1 protein-coding gene is annotated in these 794 nt (G+C 64.5%); it reads left to right on the top strand.

The window, feature by feature from the left end; all coding sequences use genetic code 11:
• Positions 1-14 precede the first annotated feature (14 nt).
• The coding region (locus tag AZG88_RS06010; protein ID WP_197487787.1) for an ABC transporter substrate-binding protein at positions 15-794 on the top strand (780 nt) is incomplete at its 3' end.

Genomic DNA, 794 nt, shown 5'->3' with positions numbered 1-794 from the left:
ACGAAAGGTCCCCCGTGATCTCGAAAAGACGTGCGCTCGTGGCCGGCGCTGCCGCCGCCATGCTCATGCTGAGCGCGTGTAGCAGCGGAAACTCAACCGACTCGGCAAGCGCCGGCGGCCCCTCCGGGGACCCGGTCAGCGGCGGAACCGGCCTGATCATCGAACAGGCCGAACCCCGCAGCCTCGATCCGGCGCTCATCTCCAACTCCTGGGCCAACTCCCCGGTGTTGGGCAACGCGCTGTACGGCACCTTGATGATCGACAATCCGGAAACCGGTGACATCGACTTCAAGCTGGCGCAGGATTTCTCGTCCACCGATGCCGGCAAGACCTTCACGCTCACCCTCCGTGACGGTGTCCAGTTCTCCGACGGCAGCCCGTTCAACGCAGCAGCTGTGAAGTTCGGCTGGGACCGCATCAAGGACCGCGCAACCGCCTCACCGGACATCACGCAGGCATCGTTGATCGACAGCAGCCGCGTCCTCGACGACCGCACCCTCGAGGTAACCCTGGTCGAACCCGTCCCGAACTTCGCCAACGCCATCCTTCAGACGGCGATGAACTGGATTGCCTCCCCGGCGTCGTTGCAGGCCGGCCAGCAGGCCATCGACTCCAATCCGATCGGTGCCGGACCGTTCACGCTGGAGCAGTGGTCACGTCAGGACGTCATCAAGCTCACCCGCAACGACAAGTACTACGATGCGCCGCGCCCGTATCTGGACAAGCTCGAGATCCGTGCGATCGGTGATGCCGATCAGCGATACAACACCCTCGTCAGCGGCGGCGCCGACCTC

The sequence above is a fragment of the Rhodococcus sp. LB1 genome (assembly GCF_001583455.1).
Classification (GTDB): domain Bacteria; phylum Actinomycetota; class Actinomycetes; order Mycobacteriales; family Mycobacteriaceae; genus Rhodococcus_F; species Rhodococcus_F opacus.
Note: the sequence above shows the minus strand (reverse complement) of the source record. Positions and strands in the feature narration are given on the sequence as shown.